Below are 23,229 nucleotides of genomic sequence, written 5' to 3'. Positions count from 1 at the left end.
CGGACTTGAACTGCAGCACGGCTCGCGGCACACTGCCGGTTCCGCGCCAAGGGGCGCGGCAGCCTTAACCCGTCGGCTGTGCAAGATGGACGGCAATCGTCAGTCTCCCACTTATTCTAAGCCGCAGTCCATTGTCATGGAATGGGGCGTGGTAGCGTTGGCGTACTCTCTCTTGGAGAGTGTCTGTGACCGATATCATCAAGGGCGATGGCGCAGTGCGCCGTCAGGGCCTGTATGGCTCTTCCATCGAAAATACCTATGCCGGCGTGCTGTCTTTCATGCGCCGCAACTATAGCCGCGACCTGAGTGGCGCTGATGTGGTGGTGTCCGGCATTCCGCTGGATCTGTCCACCACCTTCCGCTCCGGCGCGCGCATGGGGCCGCAGGCTATCCGTGCCGCCAGCGTGCAGCTGGCCGAGCTCAAGCCCTTCCCCTGGGGCTTTGATCCCTTCGACGACCTGGCAGTGATCGACTACGGCGACTGCTGGTTCGATGCGCACAACCCGCTGACCATCAAGCCAGCCATCATCGAGCATGCCCGCCATATCCTGGCCTCCGGTGCCAAGATGCTGACCTTCGGCGGCGACCACTTCGTCACCTACCCGCTGCTGATTGCACACGCGGAAAAATACGGCAAGCCGCTGGCCCTGCTGCATTTCGATGCCCACTGTGATACCTGGCAGGACGACGAGCCGGACAGCCTGAATCACGGCACCATGTTCTACAAGGCGGTGAAAGAAGGCCTGATCGATCCGGCGAAGTCGGTGCAAGTGGGTATCCGCACCTGGAACGACGACTTCATGGGCATGAACGTGCTGGACGCACCGTGGGTGCACGACAATGGCGTGGATGCCACCATCGCCCGCATCAAGGAAGTGATCGGCGATCATCCGGTCTACCTCACCTTCGACATCGACTGTCTGGACCCGTCCGCCGCGCCGGGCACCGGCACGCCGGTACCGGGTGGCCTGACCAGTGCCCAGGCACTGAAGATCGTGCGCAATCTGGGCGATCTGAACATTGTCGGCATGGACGTGGTGGAAGTGGCCCCGGCTTACGACCAGAGCGAAGTCACCGCCATTGCCGCTGCCCATCTGGCCTGTGACATGCTGTGCCTGATGCGTAACAAGAAAGTGGCTGGTACGCTGTAAGAGCCGGCACTTTCGTGTCTTGATAACAGCGTCGCGCCATGGTGGCCCGGCGCTGTTTTGCTGAAAGGGAATGAGATGTTGCCAAGACTGGCCGGATTGCTGTTGTGGATGCTGAGCCTGGCGGTGCAGGCCGCCCCGCTGCTGTTGCAGGGGCATATCGGTAATGCCGCCGTGGTGATGGAGTTGAACATCGGCCAGGGCGGCGAGGTCGATGGCCGCTATTTCTACCGCAAATATCACCAGGACCTGGCCTTGTCCGGCAAACGCATGGCCGATGGCAGCCTGCAGCTGGGTGAGAACCTGCAGTACGACGAACAGCGCAATGATCTCACCCTGCAGCCGCAAGACGGTGGCTGGCGCGGCCAGTGGCATGGCCCCAAAGCCGCCAGGAGCCTGCCGGTGACGCTGGCCCCTTATGAGCCGGCGCAGTGGCCAGCCAGCACCGATGCAGCCCTCAAGCCCATCCGTCAGCGTTCCGGCTATGACTACACCCGGCTGGCCGGACTGTCGCTCAAGCCTGGCAAGCGTGAGCGCATGCAGGGCCACACCCTGCAATGGTGGGATGAGCCGGTGAGCAAGATCCGACTGTTCCGGGTGCTGGATGGTTATCCCGATGCCAGCCTGCAACGGCTGAACCAGCTACTGGCCGAGCGCCAGTGGCAGGAAGTCGCCAGCTATTTCGATTGCCAGCTGGGCGGCACACATAGCGCCGGGGCGGATTTTGAACAGACCATCACCCCGCATCTGCTCAGCAGCAAGCTGTTGAGCGTCAGCATTTTCACCAGTTATTACTGTGGCGGCGCACACCCTGATTTTGCCGACAACCCGCTAACCATCGATGTTGCCACTGGCCAGGCCGTGCAGCTGGAAGACCTGCTCTGGCTGGGCAAGGGCAAGCCGCAACTGGGGCGCCAGGCAGGAGGCGAGCGCAAGGACTACCAGTATGAAGAAAAAGTGCTGGCACCATGGCTGGCCAGCACCATGGCGCGTCTGCACCCGGCGGATACCAAGCCGGGCAATGACGACGACTGCGATTACCGCGACCCGCAGGTGTGGCAGTTTGTCAGCTGGTATGCCACGCCGCAGGGCCTGTATCTGGGGCCATCCTTTGCCCGCGTCGCCCGTGCCTGTGAATACCCGGAGTGGAGTGTGCTGCCGTGGTCGCTGGTGAAGCAGCACCCCGGCGCACGGCCTGATCTCTTGCCCTGATCAGGCGCTGGCGCGTGGACGCTCCGCCTGGGACCGGCGCAAGCTGAAAGGCCAGCGTAGCAAGGCAGGATGTGCCGCCTGCTGGCGCAGCTCCATATAGCGCTCGCCTTGCTGCAGCGGGCCAAAGCCCAGCTGGCGGTAAAAACCGCGCGCATCGCGCGATACCAGCAGAAAGCGGCGTAATTGTTGCAGATCGGGGTGGGCGATGGCGGCCTTGATCATGGCCTGACCCACCCGCTGGCCACGATGCGCAGGCAGCACGAATACATCGGACAGATAGGCAAAGCTGGCGTAGTCGGTAATCACCCGGGCAAAGCCGATTTGCCGGCCTCGATGATAGGCGCCGATCACCAGCGAATGGCGAATGGCCCGTTGCAGCCGTGCGCCATCCATATCGGCAGCCCAGTGCGCCTGCTCCCGCAGAAATTGCAGAATCATGGCCTGGTCGAGGCGGGTGGGGTCGAACGAAATATCCAGATCGGTCATGCGCCAGCTCCACGCAGTGTCGGGGTTGGCGAGCCACCCGGCGTATCGCCCGGTCAGGCCGCTGGCAGCAGTATGCTGAGCCAAGGTCACCGTCTTGTGACAGGACGATGGCAGGTCTTTGACAGCCCGGCCGTCACAGCCAGTGCATATGGTGCAGTGGGATCAGCAGCAGCCCCAGCAGCAGGATTTCACACACTTCGATGCCGGCACCCAGGCAGTCGCCGGTCATGCCGCCCAGCTTGCGCTGGAGCCAGCTGCGCCACAGCAGCCCGGCCAGCGGAGCCAATAGCAGTGCGGGGGCCAGCCAGACAGACAGGGCGAGCAAGGCCAGCAGGCTGATGGCCTGTACCCGCCATTGCGGCTGCCAGGCAAAGCGTTCGCCGCTGCCGGGGGCCAGTGCCGGCAAGGTGGCGGACCAGAACAGGGCAAACAGCCGCGCCCAGGCCGGAACTAGCAGCAGGCCGGCCAGCTGGGCGGGCTGTCTGGCCAGCAGCATCAGCAATACCAGTTTGCTGATGAGGGCGCTGATCAGGGCAATCACGCCAAAACTGCCGACATGCGGGTCTTTCAATACCTCGAAAAAACGTTCGCGTGAACGATGCGCCGCCCCCATGGCATCAGTCAGGTCGGCCAGTCCGTCCAGATGCAGGCCGCCGGTGACGCCTATCCACAGCAACAGGCCAAGCAGCGCCGCCAGCCAGGGGTCGTATTGAGCACCCAGCCACATGGCCAGCCACAGCAGGCTGCCCAGCAACAGGCCGACCGGCGCAAACCAGCGCGCACTGGCGGCCAGCCATTCCGGGTGGAAGCTGCGCAGCTGCGGCGTGGGCAGGCGGGTGAGAAACTGGATGGCCAGAATCAGCGATTGCCACCAGGTTGCCGGCGGCACCGCGGATGAGGGGGAAGGGCTCATGCTTCGCCGGGGCTTTCCAGATGCATCAGATAGGCCGGGTGGCCTTCCAGAATCGACAGCTGGGCAAAGCCGCCGCGTTGTACCGTCATCAGCTTGGCCACGGCAAACTCGGTGCCCAGCAGCTCGGCCAATAGCGCGGTAATCACCCCGCCGTGGCAGACCAGCACCCGGTGGCTGCCGCGCGCAGTCTGAATCCATTCGCTAAAGCCGTTCAGCACCCGGCTGCGGAAAAGGGCATAACTCTCGCCACCTGGCGGGATCAGTTCACCACTGGCCACGCGGCTGCCCCAGTCCGGATGCTGACCGGACAGGATGGCGCGCGACATGCCATCCCAGTCGCCAAAGTCGAATTCGGCAAAGCGCTCGTCCACCTTCAGCGGCAGCGAGCCGTGCAGGGCCTGGTGCACGGCAAATTCGCGGCAGCGCTGCAGGGGGGACGTGGCCATGCTGGTGACCGGTGCCAGCTGGTTCAGCCGCTGCCAGCTGCGGGCCATCTGTTCACAGCCCAGATCATTCAGCGGCAGGTCGGTACGGCCGATCAGCCGGCCGTCGTGGTCGATCTCGCCATGGCGCAGCAGGGTCAGCGTATAGGGGTTCATCAATCCTTCTCCGTCACCCCGGCCTGGGCAAAGGTGGCCATTTCCGCATGCAGCTTGATGGCCAGTTGCAGCAAGGGCACGCAAGTCGCCGCGCCAGAGCCTTCGCCCAGTCGCATGCCCAGTTCCACCAGCGGCTCCAGTCCCAGCGCCTCCAGCGCCAGGCGGTGGCCGGTTTCTTCCGAGCGATGGCTGGCCAGCAGCCAGGCGGCTACTGCGGGGTCGATGGCACGGGCGGCCAGTGCGGCTGCGCTGGCGATGAAGCCATCTACTAGGGACGGCACACCTTGTGCGGCCCCTTCCAGATAGAAGCCAGCCATGGCGGCGATTTCCAGTCCGCCCAGTTCGGCCAGTACCTGTGTGCCGCTCAACTGCTGTCCTTGCAGGCGCTGCAGCGCCTGTGCCACCACGCGGCGCTTGTTGGCGAGGCCGGCATCGTCGATACCGGTGCCACGACCGACGATGAGATCGACCTCCAGATTGGCCAGACGGCAGATCAAGGCCGCCGACGGTGTGGTATTGCCAATGCCCATGTCACCGGCAATCAGCAGATTGGCACCCTGTTCGATAGCGCGGCGGGCGGCGGTGCGGCCCACTTCCAGTGCGGCCTCCACCTCGGCCGTGCTCATGGCAGCCTCAACAGCCAGATTGGCCGTACCGGCAGCGACCTTGGCGTGCACGATGGGCAGGTCCGGCAGCTGGCCCAGCACACCCACATCCACTACTTCCAGCCGGGCGGCGATGGCACGGGCCAATACGCAGATGGCGGCACCGCCGGCGGCGAAGTTCTTCACCATTTCACCGGTCACGATGGACGGGTAGGCCGATACGCCTTCGGCAGTCACGCCGTGGTCGCCGGCAAATACGGTAATGGCCGGTGTCAGCGCGGCCGGAATGGTCTGCCCCTGCCAGGCGGCAAAGCGGCAGGCCACCGTCTCCAGCACACCCAGGCTGCCGGCCGGCTTGGTCAGCGAGTTCTGGCGCTGCAGGGCAGCCTGATAAGAAGCGTGGGCGGGCAGGGCGATGGACTGGGTCATGATGCGGTGTTCTCTGGGTTGGCATGGACTAGTGCGGGACTCTAAGTCATGGGGGACGGCGCGGCAAGCGGCATGCAGGCATGGCCTGGGCATTGCCATTTGCATATTGCGGCAAATCGCTGCCGATCGCTCCATTTTGGCGATAATTGGCTTTATAATCCCCGCCAGACAGGTGTCCGGGCTTTGCCGCCCGGATGAAACGGGAAGCCGGTGCAAGACCGGCGCTGCCCCCGCAACGGTAAGGTCTGGCCATGGAGTGGCCAAGGTTGTGCCATCGCCACTGTGCATATGCAACGGGAAGGCGCACGACTGCAAGACCAAGCCCGGAGACCGGCCTGTCGCCGGCGGCTGCCTGGGCGGCTGCCGGTGCTGGAGTATCGCGGGGAGGCGATCTTGCAGACTGCGGAGCGCGCCAACTGCGCTGCTTCGCATGCCTTGATGTTCAAGCGGCGAAAGCCGTCCTCTTCGCACTCCTCGCGGCAGCGGCCTGTCAGCCCTGCCGGTTTTTCATTTCAGGAGTGTGTGTTTCATGTTCAAGCCGCAACAAATCGGGCTGCTGGTGTCGCTGATCGGCACCGGTATGGCCCATGCCGACAATCTGCCGCAATTCCAGGGTGAGGAAGTGGTGGTGACGGCCAGTCGTCAGCCGCAATCCATCACCAAGACCTTGTCTGACATCAGCGTGATTACCCGTGACGACATCGAGCAATCTGCCGTCACCAGTCTGCCGCAACTGCTGGCACGCCAGCCCGGGGTGGAAGTGGTCAACTCCGGTGGCATGGGCAGCCAGGCCAGCATCTATCTGCGTGGCAGCAATGCCAACCAGACCGTGGTCTTGCTGGATGGCGTGCGCATCGTCTCCGCCACCACCGGCACGACGGCGCTGGAAAACATCCCGCTGGACAATATCGAGCGCATCGAGATCGTGCGTGGCAGCAGTTCCAGCCTGTATGGTGCGGACGCCATTGGCGGTGTGGTCCAGATTTTCACCCGGCAGGGCAGCGGCACCCCGCGTTTCAACGCCACGCTGGGTGTGGGCGACCATGGCCTGTTCCAGTCGGCTGCAGGTGTGGCGGGCAAGCAGGACAATACCGCCTTCAGCCTGCAGGTCAGTCAACAGCAGACCAATGGCATTTCCGCCACCAATGCGCAGAGCAGCAGCTATAACCCGGACCGAGACCCTTATCGCAACCTGTCCTATACCGCCAACCTGACCCAGACGCTGGCTGCCGGCCAAGAGCTATCGCTGCGCTTGTTCCAGGCTAACGGCAAACTGGATTACGACGGCTACAACAGTCATGGTGAAGATCTGCAACGCAGCCGTCAGAGCGGAGCCAGTCTGGAGTCGAAAAACAGCCTGACTGACAACTGGACCTCCACCCTGCGTTTCAGTCACAGCGTTGACCGGCAAGAGCACTGGACCAATGGCGACATGGCCCAGCGTGCCGACCTGTACCAGACTGCCCAGAACGAATGGCTGTGGCAGAACGACATTCATACCGGGCTGGGCAATCTACTGGCCGGCTTCGACTATACCCAGCAGCATGTGGACAGCAGCACCGCCTTTGATGTCAGCGAACGCAGCAACAAGGCGGTGTTCATTGGCTATAGCGGCGAATTCGGCAAGCATTTGCTACAAGCCAGCGCCCGTCATGACCAGGATGAGCAGTTTGGCGGCAAAACCACCGGTCAGCTGGGTTACGGTTATCGCCTGAGCGAGGCGCTGACCGCACGTGCCAGCTACGGCACTGCCTTCAAGGCGCCCACCTTCAATGACCTGTACTACCCGCTGGATAGCTATGGCTATGCCGGCAATCCTCACCTGCAACCGGAAACCTCACGCAATGCCGAGCTGGCCTTGCAATACAAGGCCAATGGCAGTTCGGCCTCGCTGACGCTGTTTCACAACAGCATCGACAACATGATTGCCATTACCTCCGACTACAGCACCATGACCAATATCAGCCATGCCACCATCCGTGGTGCCACGCTGGCGGCGGCAAAGGCTGTCGGTAACTGGGATTTGTCCGGTTCTGCCACCTATCAGGACCCGCTGGACAATTCCGGCCATCAGCAATTGCAGCGACGTGCCCGTGCCTACGGGCAGCTGGCGGCAGCCTACGACTGGGGCCGGGTGACTACTGGGCTGGAGTGGCAAGTCAGTGCCAAGCGGCGTGACACCACCGATAGCGGCAGCAATGTCTGGCTGGGCGGCTACGCGCTGACCAATCTCTATGCCAATTACCGCTTTGCCCGTGAGTGGACGGCCAATTTCAAGCTCAGCAATGTGTTCGACCGCCATTACACCACGCTCTATGGCTACAACACGGCGGGCCTTGGCGCGTATATCGGCGTAAGCTATCAGCAGAAATAAACCCTGCGTGCCACCGTTTGGTGGCGCTGCTTTTTAGCTTTGCAGCCGGGCCTCCTTAGTGGAGGCCCGGTTTTTCGGGATATCAAGTTCATGACTCACCTGATCAGCGGCGGCTCCCGCTCCGGCAAAAGCCGCTACGCCGAACAACTGGCCGTACAGCATGGCGGCCCGGTCACTTACATCGCCACCGCCGAAGTGCGCGATGAAGAGTTTGCCGAGCGGGTGCGCCAGCACCGTCTGCAGCGCCCGGCACACTGGCAGGTGCTGGAAGCCGAGCGTGGCCTGGCCGAACTGGTACTGGGCCATGATCAGGAAGATGGCCTGTTGCTGGTGGACTGCCTGGGCATGTGGCTGATGCGCTTTTTCCGCAGCGACGACCAGTTCGACGAAATGGACTTCGTGCAGGAAAGGCAATGGCTGCTGGAAGCCATTGCTGCCGTGCAGGGCCAGCTCTTGCTGGTGACCAATGAAATCGGCTGGGGCGTGATGCCGATGAGCAGTATGGCACGCCGTTATGGTGATTTGCTGGGCCGGCTCAACCAGGACATCGCCGCCCGCTGCCAGCGCGTCACCCTGGTAGCCTGCGGTCTGCCGCTGGCGCTCAAGGGCGGTTGATGCGGCTGCGTGGCTTTGCCTTGTGGCTGCTGCTGTGTGCTGGCCTGGCCCAGGCGGCGGTCAGTGCGCCTGATGGCAGTGGCAAAGTGCTGACGCTGCCCAGCCCAGCCCGGCGCATTGTGTCGCTTTCTCCGCATGCCACCGAAATGCTGTACGCCATCGGTGCCGGCTCACGGCTGGTGGCTACGGTGGACTATAGCAACTACCCGCCAGCGGCACGCCAGCTGCCCCGGGTGGGCGGCTATAGCGGCGTCAGCCTGGAAGCCGTCATGCGCCAGCAGCCCGATCTGGTTGTCGCCTGGCAGGATGGTGGCAATCCGCGCGAACTGCAGCGCCTGCGCCAGTTGGGCGTGCCGGTGTTCATCAGTCATCCCCTGCAGCTGGAAGACGTCGCCAGCGAGATGCGCAGCCTGGGTCAGTTGACCGCCACCCAGGCGCAAGCTGATGCGGCGGCCAGCCACTATCGCCAGCGTCTGCAGCAATTGCGCCAGCGCTATGCCCGCCGTCCGCCGTTGACGGTGTTCTACCAGATCAGCAGCGCCCCCATCTTTACCGTCAGTCAGCGCAGCTTCATGGGTTCGGTCATGCAGCTGTGTGGCGGGCGCAATGTCTTTGCCGGTCTGGCCCAGGCTGCGCCGCAAGTCAGTATCGAGGCGGTTGTCGCGGCCCAGCCACAAGTCATGCTGGCTGGCCGCGCCGATATCCTGCGCATGTGGGACCGCTGGCCGGCGGTGCCGGCAGTGGCTAAAGCGACGCGCTATGTGGTGGACGAGGACCTGCTGACCATTCCCGGCCCGCGCTTGCTGGACGGGGCAGTGGCCATGTGTGCCACGCTGGACACAGCACGGCGTAGTCTGGGTTTGACGCTGGACTAACCGACCGTTATCCTCGCCGCCATGGACAAGGAACTGGAATATCTCGAATCCCGCGTGCAGGCATTGATTAGCCGCATCAAGGAACTGGAAACCCAGAACGGCCGTTTTGCCCAGGCGCTGGCTGAAGCGCTGAAGGAAAACGCCGAGCTGAATTTCCGTGTGAACGAAACCCGCAATCGCGTGGCCGCGCTGGTGGAGCGTCTGCCGAAGGCGGATGAACCGGAGCAGGGCGCAGGAGAGGCAGAATGAGCGATATCGTGCAGGTGGACATCGAATTGCTGGGTCGTCACTTCACCATAGGCTCACCCGCCGACGAGCGTGAAACCCTGCTGGAAGCGGTCAGACTGCTGGAAGGCAAGATCGACATGATCCAGCAGCATGGCAAGGTGATGGACGCTGACAAGATCGCCATCATGGCTGCGCTGAACATTGCCCACGATTTGTTGCGTACCAAAGTGGGAGAGGGCTTGGAAATGGCCTCATTCCAGCGTAAAATACGCAACATGAGCGAGGCAGCCGACACGGCGCTTCGCGAAAGCCAGCAAGCCCTGTTCTGAACAGGCCGGCTGGTGGACACTACAGGTCAGCTTATCCCCTGCGGTGTTCGTGACGGCAAACAATTCCTTTGTACCAATGCGTTCGCTTCTGGTTGCCAGCGTGAGTCACGGGTGTGTCGCGTCCCTTGCGGACGCGCCCGAAGTGGCTGGCAGGTGACCCTCCCTGGAAACAGGGTACAAGCGAATTATGCCCAAACGACACTCGCGGGGGTCTCCCTTCACGACCCGGCGCATCTTGCTCCGGGTCGTTTTCATTTCTGCTCTCATTTTATTGCTCAGTCATGACGCCATCGTCTTCTGCTGCTACTGACAAGGTCACCCTGCGCAAGAACATCCGGCGCCAGCGCATGGCATTGAGCCCGGCTTATCGCGCCCAGGCCATGCGTGCCGTTGCACGCCATGCCGGTCGTTTGTTGCGGCGGGGCAAGCGGATTGGTGGCTATCTGGCGGCCGGTTCGGAGCTGGATATCGAAATCCTGCTCAGCACCGCCTTGCAACGCGGCGCCAGTGTCTGGCTGCCGCAGATTCCGGCGCGTGGCCGGCGCATGTGGTTTTCCCGGCTGAATGCCACCGGCCACTGGTATCGCCATCCGCGCTACGGGATCATGGAGTTCGATGGCCCCTGCCTGCGGGCAGAGCGGCTGGATGTGCTGTTGCTGCCCCTGCTGGCTGTCGATGCCCAGGGCTATCGCATGGGGCAGGGCGGGGGCTTCTATGACAGCAGCCTGGCCTTTCGTCGCCGCCATTCACAATACGGCAAGCCCCTGCTGGTTGGCGTGGCCTACGATTGCCAGCGGGTCGCTGCCGTGCCGCGCGAAGCGTGGGATGTGCAGCTGGACTATCTGCTAACCGAGTCGGGGCTGCACCGCTTTGCACCAGACCGTTGTGCTAAATAAAGTAGCGGGTGAGGGCTAGTCTCAATGGTCCCAGTGGTGATAACCATGGTCAGCGGGGACAAAGACAGGAACCACCTCCACCGGTCGGAATTCCGGTCCACGATAGGCAACGCGTGGCGGGACGACGACACAGGCGCTCAGTGCACTGGCTAGCAAGATGCCGATCAACAGGCTTTTCATGGTGTTACTCCTGGTTGCAAGGGCGGCGTGGCCCTGATGTTTATCTTGAACCCAGCATAATCCAGCCCGGCAGTTGTAAGATGGCGTAAATTGTTAAGTTAACCTTCCATTCATTAACAGACATTGCTCATGCGCTATTGGCTGATGAAATCCGAGCCGGACGAAACGTCCATTGATGACCTGATGGCCGAACCACAGCGTGCTTTCGAGTGGACCGGGGTGCGCAATTATCAGGCGCGCAATTTCATGCGCGATGAGATGCAGCCGGGTGATGGGGTGCTGTTCTGGCATTCCAGCTGTGCCGAGCCTGGTATCGCCGGCCTGGCGGTGGTGGCCAGCACCGCCCATGCCGACTCCAGCCAGTTTGATCCCGCCAGCCCCTATTTCGATGCCAAATCCCTGCCGGATGCACCGCGCTGGCAGTGCGTGGATGTGCGTTTTGTGCGCAAGACTGCCTTGCTGACGCCGGCCTTGCTGCGCCAGCACCCGCCGCTGGAGCAGATGCAGGTGCTCAAGCGCGGCAATCGGCTGTCGATTACCCCGGTCAGCCCGCTGGAGTGGGACTACATCACCAGCCAGCTGTGCTGAATCCTGCCCTGCCAGTAGTGCCTGTCCGCCTGCCAACCTGACAAGGACGTTGATGCTCTATCCCCCGATTACACCCTACGCCAGCGGCATGTTGCCGCTGGACGGCCTGCACCAGATGTACTGGGAGCAATGTGGCCGGCAGGATGGTCAGCCGGTGTTGTATCTGCATGGCGGGCCGGGCGATGGCTGTGCGCCGATGAGCCGGCAGCTGTTCGATCCCTGGTTTTATCGCGCGGTCTTGTTTGATCAGCGCGGTAGTGGCCGTTCGGTGCCGCGTGGCGAACTACGCGACAACACTACCCAGCACCTGATTGCCGACATCGAACGCCTGCGCGAGCATCTGGGCATAGAGCGCTGGCTGGTGTTTGGCGGCTCCTGGGGCAGCACGCTGGCACTGGCCTATGCCCAGACGCATCCGCAGCGGGTACAGGGCTTGGTTCTGCGCGGGATTTTTCTGGGCAGACAAAGTGAAATCGACTGGTTCATGCACGGCATGCGCCAGTTCTATCCCGAGGAGTGGCAGCGCTTTGTCGCGCCGATTCCCGTTGCCGAACGACAGGACTTGCTGCAGGCCTATTACCGCCGGCTGACCGATCCCGATCCGCAAGTACACTTGCCGGCCTGCCGTGCCTGGGGGCGTTACGAAGGTGCTTGCGTCGCCCTGCGCCAGAATGCCGACGCCATCGAGCGGGCCAGCAGTGAATATGTGGCGCTGTCGCTGGCGCGGCTGGAGGCGCATTACTTCGTGCATCGCATTTTCCTGCCCGAGGCACAATTGCTGCAGCAGATCGAGCGCATTCGTCATATTCCGGCCGTCATCGTGCAGGGGCGCTACGACGTGGTATGTCCGCCGGTCACCGCCAGCGAACTGGCGCAGCACTGGCCCGAGGCTGACTTCCACCTGGTGGAAATGGCTGGCCACTCGCTGTGGGAGGGCGGCATTCTGCAGCTGCTGATGGAGGCGCTGGAAAGCTTCAAACTGCGGCTGTGCTGAACCGGCTGGCCATGTGGCAGTCTGTAAATAGATGAAAACCGCTTTGCGCTTGCTGCTGCTGTTGTGCAGCCTGTTCATCAGCCCCGCCGCATGGGCCTATACCGACGAAGGGCGGCTTCCCTTTGCCGGCCTGCCAGGCGAATTGCCGGCCGAACTGGCTCTGCGTTTTGTCCGCCAGCGGCTGGGGCAGGAGGGGCTGATCGACTATCCGCATTTCCGGCTGATACAGCACAGCCCGGCTCCCGCTTTCGACCGGGCCGACATCACCCTGATTCGCGAAGGTTTGCAAGACGACAGCGTCCAGGCGATACGGCAGCAATTGCAGCTGCGCCACCACGACGGCCGCTGGGAGATAGACGCCATTCATGAAGATTTTTCCTGCTACCGGGGCAAGCCAGGCTGGACCCGCCATCCCTGCCCCTGAGGCGGCGAAGGCTGGCGGCAAGCGTTTGTTTTTGTGCGGCTCTTATCGGCAAGGCCCTCTGGCCGCTATAATGGGCCGATTGAATTTGTGACGGACTGCCCAAGCTGCCCTGCCAGGCGGGGACTTGGGCAGTCCGCCCTTTTGTTTTCCAGCCATTCCAGACAAAGAACACCATGCAAGAAATCTATAGCCCGCGCGAAGTCGAAGCCGCAGCGCAACAAAAATGGCAGCGCACCGCCGCCTTCAAGGCCGTGGAAGACGCCAGCCGTCCCAAGTACTACGCCTTGTCGATGTTCCCCTACCCGTCCGGCAAGCTGCACATGGGCCATGTGCGCAACTACACCATCACCGACGTGCTGGCCCGCTTCAAGCGCCTGCAAGGTTTCAACGTGCTGCAACCGATGGGCTGGGACGCCTTCGGTCTGCCGGCTGAAAACGCAGCCATGAAAAACGGCGGTGCCCCGGCCGCCTGGACCTACGCCAACATCGAATACATGAAGACCCAGCTGGACAGCCTGGGCTTTGCCCTGGACTGGGAGCGCGAGCTGGCCACCTGCAAGCCCGACTACTACCGCTGGGAGCAGTGGCTGTTTACCCGCCTGTTTGAAAAAGGCGTGATCTACAAGAAAAACGGCGTGGTGAACTGGGACCCGGTGGACCAGACCGTGCTGGCCAATGAACAAGTGGTGGATGGCCGTGGCTGGCGCTCCGGTGCTGTGGTGGAAAAGCGTGAAATCCCGATGTATTACTTCGCCATCACCAAGTACGCGGACGAACTGCTCACCAGCCTGGATACGCTGGATGGCTGGCCGGAACAGGTCAAGACCATGCAGAAGAACTGGATCGGCAAGAGCCACGGTTCCGACGTGGTGTTTGCCTACGATGAAGCCAGCATCGGCCATGCCGGCACGATGAAGGTGTACACCACCCGTCCGGACACCCTGATGGGTGCCACTTACGTGGCCGTAGCAGCGGAACACCCGCTGGCCACCCAGGCCGCAGCCAATAATCCGGCGCTGCAGGCTTTCATCGCCGAATGCAAGGCAGGTTCCGTGGCCGAGGCCGACGTGGCCAAGATGGAAAAGAAGGGCATGGACACCGGCCTGTTCGTCATCCATCCGCTGACCGGTGCCAAGCTGCCGGTATGGGTAGCCAACTATGTGCTGTGGGGTTATGGCGAAGGCGCGGTGATGGCCGTACCGGCGCATGACGAGCGCGACTTCGAATTTGCCAACAAATACAACCTGCCGCTGCTGCAAGTGTATGCCCCGGTTGCTGGTGACCATGCTTTCGATGCTACCCAGTGGCAAGACTGGTATGCCGCCAAGGACGACAGCGTACGTACCGTCAACAGTGGCAAGTATGACGGCAAGTCCTTCAGCGAGGCCTTTGATGCCATCGTCGGCGATCTGGAAGCCAAGGCTGCCGGTCAGAAGAAAACCCAGTACCGCCTGCGCGACTGGGGTATCTCCCGCCAGCGCTACTGGGGCTGCCCGATCCCCATCATCCATTGCCCGACTTGCGGCGATGTGCCGGTGCCGGAAAAAGACCTGCCAGTGGTACTGCCGGAAAACGTGATTCCGGATGGTGCTGGCTCGCCGCTGGCCAAGATGCCGGAATTCTACGAAACCAGCTGTCCCAAGTGTGGCGGTGCCGCCAAGCGCGAAACCGACACCATGGACACTTTTGTCGAGTCCAGCTGGTACTACGCCCGCTACGCCTCGCCCAAGTGCGACACCGCCATGCTGGACAAGGCCGCTGCCGACTACTGGCTGCAGGTTGACCAGTACGTGGGTGGTATCGAACACGCCATCCTGCACCTGCTGTACGCGCGCTTCTTCCACAAGCTGATGCGCGACGAAGGTCTGGTCTCCAGCGATGAGCCGTTCAAGAGCCTGCTGACCCAGGGCATGGTGATCTGCGAAACCTTCTACCGCGATCTGCCCAATGGCAGCAAGGACTGGATTGCCCCGCAAGACGTGGTACTGGAGCGTGACGGCAAAGGCAAGATCACCGGCGCAACCCACCGTGTGGATGGCTTGCCTGTGGTGGTGGGCGGCGTGGAGAAAATGTCCAAGTCCAAGAACAACGGCGTGGACCCGCAGGAATTCATCGAGAAATACGGTGCCGATACCGCCCGCCTGTTCATGATGTTTGCCGCCCCGCCAGAGCAGAGCCTGGAATGGTCCGACGCTGGTGTGGAAGGTGCTTTCCGCTTCCTCAAGCGTCTGTGGAAACTGGCCAAGGAACATGCCGATGCCGGCGTGGTGAGCGCCTATGCCGGCGGTGAGCTGAATGCCAGCCAGAAGGAGCTGCGCTTCAAGCTGCACAGCACCATCCAGAAAGTGGCCGATGATTATGGCCGTCGCCAGCAGTTCAATACCGCCATTGCCGCGGTGATGGAGCTGCTCAACACCTACGACAAGACCGACCGCAGCGATGCCGCCGGCCGTGCCGTGGCACAGGAAGTGCTGGAAAGCGTCACCCTGCTGCTGTCGCCCATCGTGCCGCACATCACCGATGCTGTCTGGGCGGTGCTGCGCCCGGGCAGCGAACTGCTGGCACAAGCCTGGCCTCAAGTGGATGAGGCGGCGCTGGTGAAGAGCGAAATCGAAATGATGGTGCAGGTGGCCGGCAAGCTGCGTGGCAGCATCACCGTGGCGGCCGATGCCGCCAAGGATGTCATCGAAGCCGCCGCGCTGGCGCATGAGAACGTACAGAAGTTCATGGAAGGCAAACCGGCCAAGAAGATCATCGTGGTGCCGGGCCGACTGGTGAACATCGTCGTGTAATGGCAAACCGGCCCCGGAACATGCCGGGGTCGCCAACAAACCCGGGCCGGCTCGGACCAGATTCCCCACCGCAGGGGATGGGCTGACCCGGCTTTTTCTTACGGAGAATCAGGAATGACCCGAACCCTGCACTGGCTGCTGCTCACTGGCGCCGTACTCTTGCTCAGCGCCTGCGGTTTTCATCTCAAGGGCGTGGGTGGTACCAGCCGTCCGCTGCCCTTCAGCAGCGTTTATGTGGAAGAGGGTAGTGCCCAGCTGGGGCCCATCCTGCGGGAAACCCTGTCGCGCAATGACAAGCTGGTGATGTTGTCTTCGCCCAAACAGGCCGAAGCCGTGGTCAGCGTACTGGGTGAAAGCCAGTCCAAAGAAGTATCCACCATCAATAGCGGCGGCAAGGTCAACGAGTACTTGCTGAGCTATAGCGCGACGGTGCGCACGGTAATTGGCGGTTCGCCCATCGAGCCGGACATGCAGGTGTCGGTACGTCGTTACATGAATTATTCGGATAGCGATGTACTGGGCAAGGAGCAGGAAGAAAACCTGCTGTGGACGGATATCCGCCGCGATGCGGCCGAGCAGATCGCCCGCCGGCTGGCCTATATCAAACGCCCGGCCGCCATGGGCACGACTGGCCCGCAAAGCCTGAAGCCTGCCAATGCCCAGCCTAAGCCCTGATGCGCTGGAGACGGTGCTGGCCAAGGGGCTGGCACCGCTCTACCTGATTCATGGTGAAGAGGCACTGCTGGCGCTGGAAGCGGCCGACAGCCTGCGCACACATGCGCGTGCACAAGGTTATCAGGAGCGCGAAGTGCTGACGGTGGAGGCCGGTTTCGACTGGTCGCAACTGCGTGATGCCATGAGCAGCGTTTCGCTGTTTGCCTCGCTCAAGCTGCTGGAAATCCGCATCCCCGGTGGCAAGCCGGGCAATGAAGGCGCAGAAGCCCTGCAACAGCTGGCGGCCAACCCGCCACAAGACACCATTACCCTGCTTACCCTGCCACGGCTGGAAAAAGCGCAGCTGCAATCCAAGTGGTATCTCGCGCTGGAAAAAGCTGCGGTGGTGGTGGAAGCCAAGCCGGTGGGCCGTCACGAGCTGGGCAGCTGGATTGCCCGCCGCATGAAACGCCAGCAGCAGCAACTGTCGGGTGAGGCGCTGACTTTTTTTGCCGACCGGGTCGAGGGCAATCTGCTGGCTGCCCGCCAGGAAGTCGACAAACTGGCCCTGCTTTACCCGGCCGGCGAGTTGACGCTGGAGCAGCTGCGCGAGGCGGTGGCCAATGTAGCGCGCTTTGATGTGTTCCACTTGTCCGAGTCCTGGCTGTCCGGCGACGCTGCCCGCGTGCAACGCATGCTGGAAGGCCTGCTGGCAGAAGGCGAATCGCCGGTGCTGGTGTTGTGGTCCTTCACCGAAGATGTACGCATGCTGCTGCGCTTGCGGCAGGGCCTGAAAGATGGACGGCAATTGCGCGATCTGGCGCGTGAATTGCGGCTGTGGGGCGACAAGCAGCGGCTGGCCGAGCCAGCCCTGCGCCGGATCGGCCCGCGCAAGTTGATGACGGCCTTGTCGGAGTGCGCCCGGATTGATCAGCAGATCAAGGGCGTGGCGACTGGCGACCCCTGGCATTCCCTGCGAGGCCTGGCTTTGCTGTTGGCGACATGATGCAGAAAAAACACAGTAATTTTAAATGGTCAGCTTGCGCTGGCCATTTTTTTTTAAATTGAATCAGAATTTATGTGGTTGTTATTTAAATTTCTTTTAATCAACTATTGAGATTGCAAAAGACCTGCCCTATGATTAAGGAGAAGTTAATTCATTTTAAACAATAATAGTTTTAGAAAAAGACGCTATGCAAGACGAGGGAGTCAGAAGTGCTACACCTGCGGGCGAAAGCAGAACCCGCAGCAAAGTCGTGTTGGTGGAAATCATTCACCAGGCGCTGGAAGTTCTGCTGACTGCGGAAGAAGCACGCCTGGTGCACTGGGATGGCCGCATCTTGCGCATACACAAGCTGTCCTCGCGCAAGGCCAACCAGATTCTGCATGCGCCAGATGCCTATCCGGGCTTGCTGGGGGTATTCGACCATCGTGCACACTATCGCGATCTGGCTGAGCCGCTGGGGGAAATTCTGGGCATCCAGCTCTGATGCCGCCGTGGCGGTCGTGACCGGTTCAAACCATGCAAAAAGGCCTTCGCAGGAAGGCCTTTGTCATGCCATGCCCCTGCGCGCTTACAGTGCGGATGCCGTGGTGCCGGACAGCGTCGCAGGCAGGATGACCGCCCGGACACGGGTCTTGCCGGCGCTGGTGCGCAGGCCGTTCTGATAGGCAAGACCACCGCGTTTTTCGTAGGAAGCCAGCACCTTGGCGACATAGTCGCGGGTTTCCTCATACGGCGGGATCGTGTTGCGATACTTCTGCACCGCCCCTTCGCCAGCATTGTAGGCGGCGATGGCCAGCGGCAGATCGTTGTTGAACTGGGCCAGCAGGAAACGCAGATAACGCGCCCCGGCCCGCAGGTTTTGCCGGGGGTCGTTCAGTTCGGTCACGCCAAAGCGCTCGCCAGTGGCCGGAATCACCTGCATCAATCCCACGGCTCCCTTGGGAGACAGGGCTTGCGGGTTGTAGCCGGATTCGACGGTGACAATGGAATGCAGCAGATTGGCATCGAGCTTGAACTCACGTGCAGTCTGGTCGATCAGATGCTTGTACTGGGCGGCCAGCTTGGTGTTGTACGCCGGCGCGTTCACGCTTTTCAGGCCGTCGACACGTGCTGCTGCCGGAGCCGGCAGGCGGTTGTCACTGCTCAGGGTGGCACCCAGTCCGGGGGTGGTGGCATCGTCCAGTGCCGCATTACCGCTGACGCCAGGCTGCGGGCTTTTCTGGTAGAGCTGATAGCGCTCGTCCAGCTGGCGGTTGGCAAGGTGAACCTGGCCCTGATCGTCCACAAAACCATAAAGATCGGCGTGTACGCTGCTGCTGGCAAAGCAGGCCAGCCAGGCCAGGAAAATGGTGATGAATCGCATTTTGATGAAGAGCAGCCCGTATGAGTTTGGGTTTAATGCGCTATTGTACTGATTTTCCTATGCTATTTTGCAAGTAAAGTTTTCTGAAGACATTTTAAACCGAAAGGACTAAGCATGAGCCTGTTTGATCAACTGGGTGGTTTGCTGGGCGGCGAAGGTGGTGGCGTGGCTGGAGCGGTCACTGAACTGATGCAGCAGCAGGGTGGCCTGTTCGGCCTGGTGGAGAAGTTCAATAGCGGTGGCATGAGCGAGCTGGTGTCGTCCTGGGTGGGGACCGGAGGCAACCTGCCGGTGTCGGCCGAGCAGATCCAGCAGGTACTGGGCAATGAGCAGGTGACGGCGCTGGCGGGCAAGTTCGGACTGGACCCGCAACAGCTCAGTCAGGCGCTGGCTGATTACCTGCCACAGGCGGTGGACAAGCTCACGCCGGATGGCCAGTTGCCGCAGGGGGGTGATCTGCTGTCGCAGGGTCTGGGCATGCTGCAGGGCTTTTTTAACAAAAGCTGAATAAACTGAGTGATGTGATAGAAAAAGCCGCCATTTTTTGGCGGCTTTTCTTATTTTACTGTGGCAAGCAGGCCACAGTATCACGAGGATCATCGCGTTGGGTCAGCAGAATCAGTACATCCCGGAGTGGAATTGGCTTTATCTGAATGGTGATAGGAAAATTCTATTTTTAACATTTAAACAATCAAGTGGATCAATTAATACGGGCTGCTTAAGATGCGTACATCAGATGCAAACGCAGCCAAACACTGCATTTTTTTATTTCACCGACTGGAGAAAAACATGTCCGTATCGCTGATCAATACCGAAGTCAAACCGTTCAAGGCTACCGCTTTTCACAATGGCAAATTCATCGATGTCAGCGACGCCGACCTGAAAGGCAAGTGGTCTGTCGTATTCTTCTACCCGGCTGACTTCACCTTCGTCTGCCCGACCGAACTGGGCGACCTGGCTGACAACTACGCCGAATTCTCCAAGCTGGGCGTGGAAATCTACTCGGTATCCACCGACACCCACTTCACCCACAAGGCCTGGCACGACAGCTCGGAAACCATCGGCAAGATCAACTACCCGATGATTGGCGACCCGACCGGCATCATCAGCCGCAACTTCGGCGTGATGATCGAAGAAGCTGGCCTGGCCGAGCGCGGCACTTTCGTGATCGACCCGCAAGGCAAGATCCAGATCATCGAAATCAATGCCGGTGGCATCGGCCGTGACGCCAGCGAACTGCTGCGCAAGGTAAAGGCTGCCCAGTACGTGGCCAGCCACCCGGGTGAAGTATGCCCGGCCAAGTGGAAAGAAGGCGAAGCGACGCTGGCTCCTTCTCTGGATCTGGTTGGCAAGATCTAAGAACCAACTCATGGTCTGCTGCGCTAGTTAAATATGGGGCGATACTGCGTTAAAAACGCCTTCGAAATGCTCATTTACTCCATGTAAATTCCGCTTTCTCAGTCGTTTTCGCCTTGTCTCGCTCTAGCTCGCGAGACCCTGAACAGGCTCTTCGCCCACCATGGTGCCGTGCCGCGTACTGCGGTACGGCCTCCGGGCCGCAGCCAGCGGCCCGTCTCCCTACTACCCGATTGCAGCGGCAAGCTGTTGGCAGCACATGAGCTTGCCAGTGCAATTGCCTGAGGACTTCCCATGCTCGACACCACCATCAAAACCCAACTGACCGCCTACCTGGAAAAACTGCAGCAGCCGATCGAACTGGTTGCCAGCCTGGATGACAGCGCCAAGGCGCAGGAAATGTTCAGTCTGCTGCAAGACATCGCCAGCCTGTCGCCCAAGGTGACGCTGAACAGCAATGGCCTGGCTGCGCGTCGCCCGTCGTTTGCCATTGCCCGTCCGGGTGCGGCGGGGCGTATCGAGTTTGCCGGTATCCCGATGGGCCACGAATTCACCTCGCTGGTGCTGGCCTTGCTGCAAACCGGCGGCCATCCGCCCAAGGTGGACGAGGACACCATCGCCCAGATTCGCGGCCTGCAAGGCAGCTACCAGTTTGAAGTGTTTGTCTCGCTCAGCTGCCACAACTGTCCGGACGTGGTGCAGGCCGTCAACCTGATGGCGGTGCTCAACCCCAATGTGCGCAGCGTGATGATTGATGGTGGCGTGTTCCAGCAGGAAGTCACCGACCGCCAGATCATGGGCGTGCCGGCCATTTATCTGAATGGCGAACAGTTCGGCAGTGGCCGCATGGGCCTGGAAGAAATCATCGCCAAGCTGGATACCGGTGCCGTGGCGCGTGAAGCGGAAAAGATTGCCGCCAAAGAGCCGTTCGACGTGCTGATCGTCGGTGGCGGCCCGGCCGGCGCTGCTGCCGCCATCTATGCCGCCCGCAAGGGTATTCGTACTGGTGTGGTGGCCGAGCGTTTTGGTGGCCAGGTGCTGGATACGCTGGCGATTGAAAACTTCATCTCGGTGCAGGAAACCGAAGGGCCGAAGCTGGCCATGGCGCTGGAGCAGCACGTCAAATCCTACGATGTGGACGTGATGAACCTGCAACGCGCTGCTGCGCTCAAGCCAGCACAAAACGGCCAGCTGGCCGAGGTGACGCTGGAAAGCGGTGCCGTGCTCAAGAGCAAGGCGGTGATTGTGGCCACCGGTGCGCGCTGGCGCGAAATGAATGTGCCGGGCGAAGCCGAATACCGCGCCAAGGGCGTGGCCTACTGCCCGCACTGCGATGGCCCGTTGTTCAAGGGCAAGCGCGTGGCGGTGATCGGTGGTGGTAACTCCGGCGTGGAAGCCGCCATCGACCTGGCCGGCATCGTCAGCCATGTCACCCTGCTGGAGTTCGGTGACAGCCTGCGCGCCGATGCGGTATTGCAGAAGAAGCTGCACAGCCTGCCCAATGTGCGCGTCATCACCAATGCCCAGACTACCGAGGTGACCGGTGATGGCCAGAAGGTAAATGGCCTGAGCTATCAGGAGCGCATTACCGGGGAAACCCACCATGTGGTGCTGGAGGGGATCTTCGTGCAGATCGGCCTGCTGCCCAATACCGATTGGCTGAAAGGCAGCGTGGCGCTGTCGCCGCGCGGCGAGATCGAAGTGGATGCCAAGGGTCAGACTTCGGCCGAGGGTGTGTTTGCTGCTGGCGATGCCACCACGGCACCGTACAAGCAGATCATCATCGCCATGGGTGAAGGCGCCAAGGCCAGCCTGTCGGCCTTTGATTACCTGATCCGTCAGTAAGGCCGTCAGTAGCGCCCTGCAGCTGCCTGGTTTATTTGTCGCAGCGGCACGGGCCACATAGCAGCAGCCCCTTGCATCGTCATGCTGCAAGGGGCTGTTCATTTGTTGCCGGTAGCGCGTTGGCGCTTAGTGCCGCTAACAAAAAACCTGCTGCTGCCTTGCGCCTCTTTGCCCAGAGACGCTACGCTATTTTGTTAGCCCTCTTAGTGCTGGTGTGCCTGACCTGGCTCGGTCACCTGCAACACGGCGGCAGGGAATTTCAGGCTGTGCGCATCCTGGCCATCCGCCGGAATCTCCACCCAGTTGTTGCTGCCCTGGGCACATTGCTGCGTCACCTTGAAATACAGCTTGCCCGGCTGGGCGGCAATGCGCGTCTGGAACACGAATTCATCGTAAAAATCGCCCGGCAGATTGCCACCCGTCCAGCTGATGCGGCTGACATCTTCCTTCACCACGCTACCGTGGTTGTCAAAGGGCTTCACTGCGCTCTTGCTCACTTGCACCTGCCAGCCGGCCTTGGGCATGGGGCGCGCCAGCTGCGCGCCTTCCGGCAGTTCCACGCTGATGCCGGTGGTGGGGCTACCAGCGCAGCCATGGCCCACTTTCAGTACGGCCTTGTAATAGCTGCCGCTGGCCGCGCTGGTGGTTTCCAGGGTGACGTGGGCTTGGGCAGCGGTGGACAGCAGCAGGGCGAGGGCAGCGAGTTTTTTCATGATGTCTGGCATGGGGCAGAGGGATGATGTGCGGCGGATTGTAAGGGAAATGCGGATGCCGGCCCTGCGGCATCTTGTCGCAGCCACTGCTGCCTGTTCTGGCCGGCTGTGGCATGCTGGGGCTTGTTTGCAGGAAAGGAATTGCCGTGCAGGACTACCAGGATATCGAACAGTATCTGTATCAGGCCATCCCGCTGGCGCAGGCGATGGCGGTGAAAGTATGTCATGCCGAGGAGGATGCGATCACGCTGGCCGCGCCGCTGGAGCCGAATATCAATCACTGTGCCACGGTGTTTGGTGGCAGCGCGGCAGCCGTGGCCACGCTGGCCGGCTGGCTGCTGGTGTACCGCAAATTGCAGGCGCTGGGGCTGCGCGGCCAGGTGATGGTGCGGCGCAGCCAGATGGATTACCAGAAAGCCATGCACGGCGCGTTCACCGCCCACACCCTGCCGTTGGCAGACACGGCCTGGCAGCGCATGGCGGCTGCCTTGGCCAAGGGACGCATGGCACGGCTGACGCTGGCAGTGCGCCTGGAGTGCGCCGGACAGCAGGCGGGCCGGCTGGATGGCGAGTTCGTGGTGTTGCCGCTCAGCTGAGTGCGGCAG

26 protein-coding genes, 1 other RNA gene and 1 riboswitch are annotated in these 23,229 nt (G+C 61.5%); of the genes, 20 read left to right on the top strand and 7 right to left on the bottom strand.

Annotated features, from left to right (window positions below):
• The first annotated feature begins 185 nt into the window (after positions 1-185).
• Together speB and EAY64_RS11110 are read left to right on the top strand one after the other, a co-directional pair.
• The gene (gene speB, locus EAY64_RS11115) at positions 186-1,151 is read left to right on the top strand and encodes an agmatinase (protein WP_103524823.1); all 966 of its coding nucleotides are present in this window, start codon (positions 186-188) and stop codon (positions 1,149-1,151) included.
• Between the two features lie 75 nt (positions 1,152-1,226).
• Entirely contained in the window at positions 1,227-2,360 is a 1,134-nt protein-coding gene (locus EAY64_RS11110; protein ID WP_103524822.1) for a hypothetical protein, read from the top strand.
• On the opposite strand, the gene EAY64_RS11105 is transcribed toward EAY64_RS11110, so the two are convergent.
• The 4 genes from EAY64_RS11105 to cobT all read right to left on the bottom strand — a co-directional run bounded on the left by EAY64_RS11105 (position 2,361) and on the right by cobT (position 5,392).
• Positions 2,361-2,846 (bottom strand): GNAT family N-acetyltransferase, encoded by a 486-nt coding sequence (locus EAY64_RS11105; RefSeq protein ID WP_103524821.1) that lies wholly within the window; start codon positions 2,844-2,846, stop codon positions 2,361-2,363.
• Between the two features lie 133 nt (positions 2,847-2,979).
• Positions 2,980-3,759, bottom strand: coding sequence for an adenosylcobinamide-GDP ribazoletransferase (gene cobS / locus EAY64_RS11100; protein ID WP_103524820.1), 780 nt, complete (start codon positions 3,757-3,759; stop codon positions 2,980-2,982).
• Entirely contained in the window at positions 3,756-4,358 is a 603-nt protein-coding gene (locus EAY64_RS11095) for a histidine phosphatase family protein (protein ID WP_103524819.1), read from the bottom strand. Before EAY64_RS11095 ends, cobS begins: the two co-directional genes overlap by 4 nt.
• Positions 4,358-5,392: a nicotinate-nucleotide--dimethylbenzimidazole phosphoribosyltransferase gene (cobT, locus tag EAY64_RS11090; RefSeq protein ID WP_103524818.1), complete on the bottom strand. Its 1,035-nt coding sequence runs from the start codon at positions 5,390-5,392 to the stop codon at positions 4,358-4,360. The genes EAY64_RS11095 and cobT overlap by 1 nt, the downstream gene beginning before the upstream one ends.
• Positions 5,393-5,545: 153 nt before the next feature.
• A riboswitch (cobalamin riboswitch) is annotated at positions 5,546-5,745 on the top strand.
• A 176-nt stretch (positions 5,746-5,921) separates the two neighbouring features.
• On the opposite strand from cobT, the gene EAY64_RS11085 reads away from it, so the two are divergent.
• From EAY64_RS11085 to EAY64_RS11055, 7 genes are all read left to right on the top strand, one after another.
• Positions 5,922-7,766: a TonB-dependent receptor domain-containing protein gene (locus tag EAY64_RS11085; protein WP_103524817.1), complete on the top strand. Its 1,845-nt coding sequence runs from the start codon at positions 5,922-5,924 to the stop codon at positions 7,764-7,766.
• 90 nt (positions 7,767-7,856) lie between these two features.
• Positions 7,857-8,381 (top strand): bifunctional adenosylcobinamide kinase/adenosylcobinamide-phosphate guanylyltransferase, encoded by a 525-nt coding sequence (cobU, locus tag EAY64_RS11080; RefSeq protein WP_103524816.1) that lies wholly within the window; start codon positions 7,857-7,859, stop codon positions 8,379-8,381.
• On the top strand, positions 8,381-9,256 hold the full coding sequence (locus EAY64_RS11075) for a cobalamin-binding protein (protein WP_103524815.1): 876 nt from the start codon (positions 8,381-8,383) through the stop codon (positions 9,254-9,256). Before cobU ends, EAY64_RS11075 begins: the two co-directional genes overlap by 1 nt.
• Positions 9,257-9,277: 21 nt before the next feature.
• A complete protein-coding gene (locus tag EAY64_RS11070) occupies positions 9,278-9,505 on the top strand; it encodes a hypothetical protein (RefSeq protein ID WP_103524814.1) in 228 nt (75 codons plus the stop codon).
• The gene (locus EAY64_RS11065) at positions 9,502-9,813 is read left to right on the top strand and encodes a cell division protein ZapA (protein ID WP_059285823.1); all 312 of its coding nucleotides are present in this window, start codon (positions 9,502-9,504) and stop codon (positions 9,811-9,813) included. Before EAY64_RS11070 ends, EAY64_RS11065 begins: the two co-directional genes overlap by 4 nt.
• Before the next feature lie 32 nt (positions 9,814-9,845).
• A non-coding RNA gene (ssrS, locus tag EAY64_RS11060) (6S RNA) lies at positions 9,846-10,028 on the top strand.
• A 66-nt stretch (positions 10,029-10,094) separates the two neighbouring features.
• The gene (locus EAY64_RS11055; protein WP_103524813.1) at positions 10,095-10,709 is read left to right on the top strand and encodes a 5-formyltetrahydrofolate cyclo-ligase; all 615 of its coding nucleotides are present in this window, start codon (positions 10,095-10,097) and stop codon (positions 10,707-10,709) included.
• A gap of 21 nt (positions 10,710-10,730) precedes the next feature.
• On the opposite strand, the gene EAY64_RS20395 is transcribed toward EAY64_RS11055, so the two are convergent.
• On the bottom strand, positions 10,731-10,889 hold the full coding sequence (locus tag EAY64_RS20395; protein ID WP_158604667.1) for a hypothetical protein: 159 nt from the start codon (positions 10,887-10,889) through the stop codon (positions 10,731-10,733).
• A gap of 129 nt (positions 10,890-11,018) precedes the next feature.
• Between EAY64_RS20395 and EAY64_RS11050 the strand changes: the two genes are divergently transcribed.
• The 7 genes from EAY64_RS11050 (at position 11,019) to EAY64_RS11020 (ending at position 17,831) form a co-directional block, all read left to right on the top strand.
• Entirely contained in the window at positions 11,019-11,477 is a 459-nt protein-coding gene (locus EAY64_RS11050) for an EVE domain-containing protein (RefSeq protein WP_103524812.1), read from the top strand.
• A gap of 52 nt (positions 11,478-11,529) precedes the next feature.
• Positions 11,530-12,471: a prolyl aminopeptidase gene (gene pip / locus EAY64_RS11045; protein WP_103524811.1), complete on the top strand. Its 942-nt coding sequence runs from the start codon at positions 11,530-11,532 to the stop codon at positions 12,469-12,471.
• A gap of 31 nt (positions 12,472-12,502) precedes the next feature.
• Positions 12,503-12,895, top strand: a complete 393-nt coding sequence (locus EAY64_RS11040) for a hypothetical protein (protein ID WP_103524810.1) — start codon at positions 12,503-12,505, stop codon at positions 12,893-12,895.
• A gap of 173 nt (positions 12,896-13,068) precedes the next feature.
• On the top strand, positions 13,069-15,687 hold the full coding sequence (gene leuS, locus EAY64_RS11035) for a leucine--tRNA ligase (protein WP_103524809.1): 2,619 nt from the start codon (positions 13,069-13,071) through the stop codon (positions 15,685-15,687).
• A 114-nt stretch (positions 15,688-15,801) separates the two neighbouring features.
• Positions 15,802-16,362, top strand: a complete 561-nt coding sequence (locus EAY64_RS11030) for an LPS-assembly lipoprotein LptE (RefSeq protein ID WP_103524808.1) — start codon at positions 15,802-15,804, stop codon at positions 16,360-16,362.
• On the top strand, positions 16,343-17,347 hold the full coding sequence (gene holA / locus EAY64_RS11025; protein WP_103524807.1) for a DNA polymerase III subunit delta: 1,005 nt from the start codon (positions 16,343-16,345) through the stop codon (positions 17,345-17,347). The genes EAY64_RS11030 and holA overlap by 20 nt, the downstream gene beginning before the upstream one ends.
• 250 nt (positions 17,348-17,597) lie before the next feature.
• Entirely contained in the window at positions 17,598-17,831 is a 234-nt protein-coding gene (locus tag EAY64_RS11020; RefSeq protein WP_226034325.1) for a hypothetical protein, read from the top strand.
• Positions 17,832-17,915: 84 nt separating this feature from the next.
• Here the strand turns inward: EAY64_RS11020 and EAY64_RS11015 are convergent, their stop codons facing one another.
• The gene (locus tag EAY64_RS11015) at positions 17,916-18,710 is read right to left on the bottom strand and encodes a lytic transglycosylase domain-containing protein (protein ID WP_103524805.1); all 795 of its coding nucleotides are present in this window, start codon (positions 18,708-18,710) and stop codon (positions 17,916-17,918) included.
• Between the two features lie 114 nt (positions 18,711-18,824).
• Here EAY64_RS11015 and EAY64_RS11010 point away from each other — a divergent pair, with 114 nt between their 5' ends.
• From EAY64_RS11010 to ahpF, 3 genes are all read left to right on the top strand, one after another.
• Positions 18,825-19,217 carry a YidB family protein gene (locus tag EAY64_RS11010; protein WP_103524804.1) on the top strand — a complete coding sequence of 131 codons (393 nt, stop codon included), beginning with the start codon at positions 18,825-18,827 and terminating at the stop codon, positions 19,215-19,217.
• A gap of 282 nt (positions 19,218-19,499) precedes the next feature.
• Entirely contained in the window at positions 19,500-20,069 is a 570-nt protein-coding gene (gene ahpC / locus EAY64_RS11005) for an alkyl hydroperoxide reductase subunit C (RefSeq protein WP_045845828.1), read from the top strand.
• A gap of 291 nt (positions 20,070-20,360) precedes the next feature.
• On the top strand, positions 20,361-21,911 hold the full coding sequence (ahpF, locus tag EAY64_RS11000) for an alkyl hydroperoxide reductase subunit F (RefSeq protein ID WP_103524803.1): 1,551 nt from the start codon (positions 20,361-20,363) through the stop codon (positions 21,909-21,911).
• Positions 21,912-22,114: 203 nt separating this feature from the next.
• Here ahpF and EAY64_RS10995 read toward each other — a convergent pair whose 3' ends face one another.
• Entirely contained in the window at positions 22,115-22,624 is a 510-nt protein-coding gene (locus tag EAY64_RS10995) for a YcnI family copper-binding membrane protein (protein WP_226034326.1), read from the bottom strand.
• Positions 22,625-22,770: 146 nt separating this feature from the next.
• Here EAY64_RS10995 and EAY64_RS10990 point away from each other — a divergent pair, with 146 nt between their 5' ends.
• A complete protein-coding gene (locus EAY64_RS10990) occupies positions 22,771-23,220 on the top strand; it encodes a YiiD C-terminal domain-containing protein (protein ID WP_158604665.1) in 450 nt (149 codons plus the stop codon).
• Positions 23,221-23,229 lie beyond the last annotated feature (9 nt).

Origin of the sequence: Aquitalea palustris (assembly GCF_003693445.1) — a bacterium.
Lineage (GTDB): Bacteria > Pseudomonadota > Gammaproteobacteria > Burkholderiales > Chromobacteriaceae > Aquitalea > Aquitalea palustris.
Note: the sequence above shows the minus strand (reverse complement) of the source record. Positions and strands in the feature narration are given on the sequence as shown.